At 72.5% G+C, this 8,581-nt stretch carries 5 protein-coding genes; 3 read left to right on the top strand and 2 right to left on the bottom strand.

Features of this window, described 5'->3' with window-relative positions; translation table 11 throughout:
- On the top strand, positions 1-1,536 hold a 1,536-nt coding region (locus tag AC5LUJ_RS10055; RefSeq protein WP_250281825.1), incomplete at its 5' end, for a hypothetical protein.
- 90 nt (positions 1,537-1,626) lie between these two features.
- Entirely contained in the window at positions 1,627-4,770 is a 3,144-nt protein-coding gene (locus tag AC5LUJ_RS10060) for a bifunctional [glutamine synthetase] adenylyltransferase/[glutamine synthetase]-adenylyl-L-tyrosine phosphorylase (protein WP_250281854.1), read from the top strand.
- Positions 4,771-4,931: 161 nt separating this feature from the next.
- On the opposite strand, the gene glnII is transcribed toward AC5LUJ_RS10060, so the two are convergent.
- Both glnII and glnA read right to left on the bottom strand, forming a co-directional pair.
- Entirely contained in the window at positions 4,932-5,993 is a 1,062-nt protein-coding gene (glnII, locus tag AC5LUJ_RS10065; protein WP_250281824.1) for a glutamine synthetase GlnII, read from the bottom strand.
- 494 nt (positions 5,994-6,487) lie between these two features.
- Positions 6,488-7,912 carry a type I glutamate--ammonia ligase gene (gene glnA, locus AC5LUJ_RS10070; protein ID WP_250281823.1) on the bottom strand — a complete coding sequence of 475 codons (1,425 nt, stop codon included), beginning with the start codon at positions 7,910-7,912 and terminating at the stop codon, positions 6,488-6,490.
- Positions 7,913-8,106: 194 nt separating this feature from the next.
- Between glnA and AC5LUJ_RS10075 the strand changes: the two genes are divergently transcribed.
- Positions 8,107-8,581: RDD family protein (locus AC5LUJ_RS10075; RefSeq protein WP_493464821.1), on the top strand; the 475-nt coding region annotated here is incomplete at its 3' end.

Genomic DNA, 8,581 nt, shown 5'->3' on the forward strand with positions numbered 1-8,581 from the left:
GGAGGCAGCGCCGTCCCGGCGGTGGCCGTGCCCCGGCGCCCGGCCGCCGCCGGGGGGCTGCGGATGCTCGGTGAGTTCACCGGGTCGGGCCTGCGCGGCCAGGTCTTCCTGGTCCGTCGGCGGGACGGCCAGGTCATCACACTCACCGGTCTGCTGCGGCACATCGTCGACGCCGCGGACGGCAGCCGGGACATCCCCGCGATAGCGCAGCGGGTACGGACGGCCAGCGGACGCGCGGTCAGCGCGGGCGACGTCGAGCACCTGCTGGCGGCGAAACTGATCCCCCTCGGAGTGATCGCGGACGGTCACGGGGCCACCGCGGCTCCCCGGGCGACCCCGCTGCTGGGGCTCGCCGGCCGCCGCACACTCGTGCCGGAGCCGGCCGTGGGCACGCTCGCGCGCCTGCTCGCGCCGCTGTTCCGGCCGATGGTCGTAACCGGTGTCCTGACCGCCCTGGCCATCGTGGACGCCTGGCTGTTCACCTCGCTGCTCACCCCGACCGGTACCGATTCCGCTGCTGGTTACGGTGCCGGCGCACGGATACACCACGTGCTGGCCAGTCCGGCGCTCGTCCTCGCGGTCCTCGGCGGCACGCTCACGTCCATGATCTTCCACGAATGCGGCCATGCCGCCGCCTGCCACTACGGAGGCGGCCGGCCGGGGGTGATCGGATGCGGCATCTATCTGCTGTGGCCGGCCTTCTACACCGACGTCACCGACGCCTACCGGCTGGACCGCGCCGGCCGGCTGCGCACCGACCTCGGCGGGGTGTACTTCAACGCGATCGCCATCGTCGGCCTCGGGGCCGCCTACGCGGTCAGCCGCGCGGACGCGCTCGCCGTCGTCGTCCTGCTCGTCCATCTGGAGGCGTTCCGGCAGCTCGTACCGGTGGTCCGGCTGGACGGATACTATATTCTGAGCGATCTCGCCGGGGTCCCGGACCTGTTCGCCCGGATCGGGCCGGTGCTGTCCAGCCGGCTGTACCAGACGCGTGAGCGCTGCCGGCGGTGGGCCCCCAGCAGAGGACGGCACCGACGCCGCGGTCGTCACCACGACCGGATCCGTGCCCGAGGCCATGCCTCCGAGCGGGCCTCCGACCGGGCCCGCGTCCAGGGCCGGCAGCGGGGTCACGGCCAGGCCCCGGATCCGCGGGTGACGGCGCTCACCCGCCGGGCGCAACGGACGATCACGGTATGGGTGCTGGTCGTGGCCCCGCTGCTGGCCGCCAACCTCGTCCTCATCATCATGATTGCTCCGAGCGTGGTCGCCCGGTCCGTGAGTGCGCTGCGGGAGCGGGCCGGGCTCGTCGCGCACGCCGCCGGGGCGGGGGAGCCGACAGTCATGATCGTGGACGCGCTGGGCGCCGTCATCCTCGCGCTTCCGGCGGCCGGTATCGCCTTCCTGCTGCTGCGGCTGGCCGGCGCGGGTGCCCGGGCGGCGGTCGCCACCGGACGGGGCGGCCCGGGGCGCGCGCTGGCCACCGGCCTCGGCACGATCATCGTCCTCGGGGCCGTCCTGACGTCCTGGCTGCGCTGAGCGGACGCCGACGGGGCGGTCTGGGGCCAGGATGGACGGGTGGGCGACCTTTCCCAGACCGGGGCGACCCGGCGGACCGGGGAGGCACGCATGCCTGGCGACCTCGGCGGCACGCACCCCCGGGGCAGCTCCGTGCAGGCGCAGCTGGCCCGGATGGGCTTCACCAACGTGGACAGGTCCGCCGTCACGGTCCGCCGGCTCGGCCTGGTCGGCCCCGACGACGAACATCCGCCCGGTGCCTCTGGTGCCGGCACGTCGTCCGGTGTGGGCGATCTTCACGACAGCGCACTGCTGGCGGAGCTCGCCAGGGCCGCCAACCCCGATCTCGCGCTCGCGGCGCTCGAACGGATCGTGGAGACCGCGCCGGCCGGCGTCGGGCGTGACCTGCTCGCCGCCCTGGGCACCCGGCCCGGCCTGCGCACCCGGCTGGTGGCGGTGCTCGGGGCGAGCGCCGCCCTCGGCGACCATCTCGTCCGGCATCCCACCGACTGGCGGGTGCTCGCCGACGACGACCTGACGCGGACACCACCGGACGCCGGCCTGACGCGGGCGCGGCTGCTGCGCGCCGTCGGGGCGGACCCGGACGCGCCCCTGCCCCGGGCCGCCGGTGACAACACCGGCATCCTCGACGCGTTACGGGTCGCCTACCGCCGGTCCCTGATGATCCTGGCGGCACGCGACCTGACCGGCGCGGTGTCCCTCGACGACGCCACCGCGGAGCTGGCCGACCTGGCCGCGGCCGCGCTGGACGCGGCGCTCGCGGTCGCGCGCTCGGCGCTGTCGCCGTCGGCGCCGCCGGTGCGCCTGGCGGTCGTCGGCATGGGCAAGTGCGGCGGCCGGGAGCTGAACTACGTCAGCGACGTCGACGTGCTGTTCGTGGCCGAGCCCGGCGCCGACGACCGGCCGGCCACCACCAGCGCCGCGCGGACCGCCGCGCTGGGCACGGCGACCTCCCTGGCGGTGGGCATGGTCCGGGCCTGCGGGACGGTCACCAGCGAGGGAGCGCTGTTCCAGGTCGACGTGGCGCTGCGGCCGGAGGGGCGCGACGGCCCGCTGGTGCGGACCCTGGCCAGCCACGACGCCTACTACCGGCGCTGGGCGCGGACCTGGGAGTTCCAGGCGCTGCTGAAGGCCCGCCCGGTCGCCGGCGACCGGGCGGTGGGGGAGCGGCTGTGCGCCGCGGTGCGGCCGCTGGTCTGGTCGGCGGCGTCCCGGCCCGGTTTCGTCGCCGACGTGCGCGCGATGCGCCGCCGGGTGGAACGCTCCCTGCCCAGGGCGGAGGCCGACCGTGACCTCAAGCTCGGCCCCGGCGGGCTGCGCGACGTCGAGTTCGCCGTCCAGCTGCTCCAGCTGGTGCACGGCCGGACCGACCCGGCGCTGCGTGCCGTCTCGACGCTGTCCGCGCTTGACGCGCTCGCCCGCGGCGGCTATGTGGGACGCCGGGACGCCGCCGGCCTCGCCGACGCGTACCGCTTCCTGCGCGGCACCGAGCACCGCCTCCAGCTCCAGCGCCTGCTCCGGGTGCACACCCTGCCCCGGGACCCGGCCGAGCTGCGCTGGCTGGCCCGTTCCCTCGGGTTCGCCACCGCCAAGCGGATGGAGGCCGAGCACGCCCGGGTCGCCCGGTTCGTCCGCCGGCTGCACGAGCGGCTGTTCTACCAGCCGCTGCTGGAGGCGGTGGCCAGGCTGTCCGCGGAGGAGGTCCGGCTGACGCCGGCGGAGGCCCGCGACCGGCTGGCCGCCCTGGGCTTCGCCGACACGGGCCGCGCGCTGCGTCACATCGAGGCGCTGACCAGCGGTGTCAGCCGGACCGCGACGATCCAGCGCCGCCTGCTGCCGGCGATGCTGCACTGGTTCGCCGACGCCGCCGACCCCGACGCCGGCCTGCTCGCCTACCGCCGGGTCAGCGAGGCGCTCGGGCACACCCCCTGGTACCTGCGGCTGCTGCGGGACGAGGGCGGCGCGGCCGAACGGCTCGCCCGCCTGCTGGCGGCGAGCACCTACGTCGCTGACCTGATGCAGCACGCCCCGGAGTCGGTGCGGCTGCTGCGCACCATCGACGACCTGCGGCCCAGCGGCCGTGAGCAGCTCGTCCGGGCGCTGATCGCGATCGCCCGCCGCAACCCGGCCCGGGAGCAGGCGGTCGGACGGGCCCGCGCGGTACGCCGGGTCGAGCTGGTCCGGGTGGCCTGCGCGGACCTGCTCGGGCTGCTCGACGTCGCCGCGGTGGGCCAGGCCCTCTCGGACGCCGCCGCCGCGACGATCGAGGCGGCCCTGTTCGTCGCGCAGCGCCGCTTCGAGCAGGAGACCGGCCGGCCGCTCCCGGCCCGGATCGCGGTGATCGCGATGGGCCGGCTCGGCGGCGAGGAGCTGTCCTACGGCAGCGACGCGGACGTCGTGTTCGTCCACGAGCCGACGGACGACAGCGGCAGTGGTTCGCTTACGGAAAGTGAGATTTCCGCCGCGGCGGGGTCGGTGGTGGCCGAGCTGCGACGGCTGCTGGCCCTGCCGGCCGGCACCGACCCGCCGCTCGTCCTGGACGCGCAGCTGCGCCCGGAGGGACGGGCCGGGGCGATGACCCGCACCCTCGCCAGCTACTCCGCGTACTTCAACCGCTGGTCGCAGGGCTGGGAGGCACAGGCGCTGCTGCGGGCGCGCCCGGTCGCGGGGGATACCGCCCTCGGTGCCCGGTTCTGCGCGTGGGTGGACGGAATCCGTTATCCACCGGCCCTGCGGCCCGGCGTGGTCGCCGAGCTCGTCCGGTTACGCGGCCGGATGGAGGCGGAGCGTATCCCCGCCGGCGTGGACCACACCCTGCACCTCAAGCTCGGGCCGGGCGGTCTCGCCGACGTGGAGTGGGCCGTGCAGGTGCTGCAGCTGCGGCACGCCCACCGGGTGCCCGCGCTGCGCACGACGTCCACGCTCGCGGGGCTGCGCGCGGCGGCCGCGGCCGGGCTGCTCGACCCGGCCGAGGCGGCCGCGCTCACGCAGGCGTGGACCATGGCGTCCCGTATCCGTAACGCGATCATGCTGGTCCGGGGGCGTCCCGGTGACGTACTGCCCCGCCAGCCGCGGGCGCTGGCCCAGGTCGCCGGCGCGCTCGGCTGTCCGGCGGACAGGGCCGAGACGCTGGTGGGCGACTACCGGCGCGGTGGCGCGCACGCCCGCGCGGTGGTGGAGGCGGTGTTCGCCCGCGAACTGGACAACGGCTACCCGGCCGGAGCGGACGGGTAGCCGTCGCGGTTCTGCCACGGCTGCCGCGGAGCTGGCCAGCGCGCGGGCCGCCAGGGGCCGCCGGCCGCCAGGGGCCGCCGTGGGGAGCCCGTGAGCCCACAGCGGGCCCGCAATGGGAGCCGCTGTGGGACTTGCCGTGGCTGTGGGTCTGCCGTGGCGGCTCAGACGGTGAGGACCGCGTCCGCCGGCTCCTTCTGGCCGGGGATGGCCAGGCTGGGCCTGGTGCCCGCCAGCGCGCTGCAGCAGGTGTCGACGATCAGGCCGGTGACCAGGTAGGGGTCCATGTTGGCGTTGGGCCGGCGGTCCTCGATCCAGCCCTTCTTGGCCTTCTCCACCGCCCACGGGATGCGGACCGACGCGCCGCGGTCGGAAGCGCCCCAGGAGAACCTGTCGTACGGGGCGGTCTCGTGCTGACCGGTCAGCCGCTGCTCGATCCCGTCCCCGTAGTTCTTCACGTGCTCCAGGACGCGGGTGCCCAGTGCCTCACACACAGTGACGATGGCGTCCCAGCTTTCCATGGTGGCCCTGGTGGAGAAGTTGGTGTGCGCGCCAGCGCCGTTCCAGTCGCCGGGAATCGGTTTCGCCGCGAACGACACGGTGACGTCGAAATCCTCGGCGATCCGGTGCAGCAGCCAGCGGCCGACCCATATATGGTCGCCGATGGCAGGCGGCGGGAGTACCCCGATCTGGAACTCCCACTGGGCCATCATGACCTCCGCGTTGGTGCCCTCGATGGCGAGGCCCGCGTCGAGGCACGCCTGCGTGTGCTTCTCGACAATCGCCCGGCCGACCATCTTCTCGCCGCCGACACCGCAGTAGTAGGGGCCCTGGGGGGCCGGATAGCCCACCTCGGGCCAGCCCAACGGCCGGCCCTGCTGGAAAAAGGTGTATTCCTGTTCGATACCGAACATCGGCTGCTGGTCGGCGTACTTCTCGTAGGCCTGGCGGCAGAACGCGCGGGTGTTGGTCGGGTGCGGGGTGAAATCGGTCAGTTCGACCTCGCACAGCACCAGGACGTTTTTCCCGCCGCGCAGGGGATCCGGACAGGTGAACACGGGCCGCAGGACGCAGTCCGAGTTGGATCCCGGCGCCTGGTTCGTGCTCGAGCCGTCGAAGCCCCAGATGTCCGGTTCCTTACCGTCGGCAATGATGCGGGTTTTGCTCCGCATCAGGGGCTCCGGCCTGGTGCCGTCGATCCAGATGTACTCGGCCTGGTAACTCACTCGTACTCCCCGTGGTTGGCATGGCACGTAGCGGAGTTTCTCGTCGCGCACCTGCGGATTGTTTCGACCCGGGCCGCGGGTGCCAGGAGGGTCCGTCCGGATCTTCGCCGGGCACGGTTTCCGTGCCGTTCCGGCACGGTAAATTCCCGATCAATCATGTATTTCCGGTCAATGTGTTTTCCCGGGTGTTCCGGAGCCGTTTTCGCCCCCCGGGCGGCCGGCGACGGAACGGCCATGCCAACGTCCCGCCGCCGGTGTTCCGGTCGTGTTTGTTCCCCGCCGCCACCGCCGGGCGGCCCGGCCGTGGCGGCCGCCCGCGGCGGGCCGGCCGAATTACCGGCCGGGCGGGGTAGGCGCGCGGGATGTCCCCGCCGCCGGCCCCGGCCGCCGGATGTCCCGCCGGGCCTCTGGGATCGTGCGTCCGGCCCGGGATCCGCTCCGGGACCGGGGCGCCGGCCCGTCAGATGCCGTACCGGATCAGATACCGTAGCGGATCAGATGTCGTAGTAGAGCTGGAACTCGTACGGATGCGGCCGGAGCCGGATCGCGTCGACCTCGTTCTTGCGCTTGTAGTCGATCCACGTCTCGATCAGGTCGGGGGTGAAGACGTTCCCGTCGGTCAGGAACTCGTGGTCCTCCTCGAGCGCGTCGAGCACCTTCTCCAGCGATCCGGGCACCTGCGGCACGGCCGCCAGCTCGTCCGGGGGAAGATCGTAGAGGTCCTTGTCGATTGGGTCCGGCGGCTCGATCTTGTTACGAATCCCGTCCAGGCCGGCCATCAGCATCGCGGCGAAGGCCAGGTACGGGTTGCAGCTCGGGTCGGGGACCCGGAACTCGATCCGCTTCGCCTTGGGCGAGACGCCGCTGAGCGGTATGCGGCAGCTGGCCGAACGGTTACGCGCCGAATAGACCAGGTTGACCGGTGCCTCGTAACCCGGCACCAGCCGCCGGTAGGAGTTCGTGGTCGGGTTGGTGAACGCCAGCAGCGCCGGCGCGTGGTGCAGCAGCCCGCCGATGTAGAAGCGGGCGAGCTCCGACAGGCCGCCGTAGCCGCTCTCGCTGTAGAACAGCGGCTCGTCACCCTGCCACAGGCTCTGGTGGACGTGCATCCCGGAGCCGTTGTCCTCGAAGAGCGGCTTCGGCATGAAGGTCACGGTCTTGCCACGGGCGACCGCGACATTGCGAATGATGTACTTGTAGAGCATCAGGTTGTCGGCGGTCCGCAGCAGGGTGTCGTAACGGATGTCTATCTCCGCCTGCCCGGCGGTGCCCACCTCGTGGTGCTGCATCTCGACGGTGATCCCGGCCCTGATCAGCGTCCGGGTCATCTCCGAGCGCAGGTCGGTGAAGTGGTCGGTCGGCGGGACCGGGAAATACCCGCCCTTGTACCGGGGCTTGTAGCCGAGGTTCCCGCCCTCCTCCTTGCGGGCGGTGTTCCAGGCCGCCTCGATGGAGTCCACGGCGTGCAGGGAGCCGTATGGGCTGTAGTCGTAGCGTACGTCGTCGAATATGTAGAACTCCGCCTCCGGGCCGAAGTAGGCGGTGTCCGCAAAACCGGTGCCCCGCAGGTAGGCCTCGGCCTTCTTCGCGGTGTTGCGCGGGTCCCGGGAGTACTCCTCCCGGGTGATCGGGTCATGGATGAAGAAGGTTATCGCGAGCGTCCGGTGCTCACGGAACGGATCGACGAAGGCCGTCGTCGGATCCGGCAACAGCAGCATGTCGGACTCGTGGATCGCCTGGAACCCGCGTATCGAGGACCCGTCGAACATCAGGCCGTCGGTGAACACCGACGCGGAGAAGACCTCGACCGGGATCGTGAAGTGCTGCAGAATCCCAGGAAGGTCGCAGAAACGAACGTCGACGAATTCGATGTTCTGGTCCGTGATGTAGCGGAGTACGTCCTCGGCGTTTGTGAACATCCACCCTCCAAGGGAGCTTCATGGCCGTGTGGACAGAAAGGATACGCCATGCCCAGATGCGGACCGTAACGCCATATGGTTCCGCAAACATGACGAAGTCGTTTCGCGACTGTAACACGGCAGGAAATTGTTACTCTGTGCGACTGGATTTTCGGGACGGTCGCCGGGCCCGGGGCCGGGCATAGGCTTACGCCGTGGGACGCGCACTCGGAAACTGGCTGGAAGGTCCACAACTTCCCCGGGACACCCCGCCCGGTGTCCGCCTCGGCCTGCCGGCGGACGGCCCCGGCTCGGCGGTCGGCGCCGGTCCCCGGCTGGCCGCGTTCGCGATGGACGCCGTCATCGCCAACCTGCTGGCCGGCGTCCCGGTGCTGCTCGGGCTGGACTACTCCGTCAATGCCCGGGGGCTCGCCGTCTATCTTGCCTTCCTGCTGGAGGAGCTCGTCCTGGTCGCGGTCAACGGGCAGACCATCGGGATGCGCGTGATCGGCATCCGGGTCGTCCGGGTGCGTGACCACCGCCCGGCGGGATGGTTCTGGAGCGCGGTCCGCACCGTGCTGCTGGCCCTGGCCATCCCCGCCTTCATCTGGGACCGGGACCTGCGCGGCACCCACGACCGCGCGGCCGGCACCGTGGTCGTCCGCGGCCCCGCCCGCGCCCGCGCCACCG

This window comes from Protofrankia sp. CiP1_Cm_nod3 (assembly GCF_982290655.1).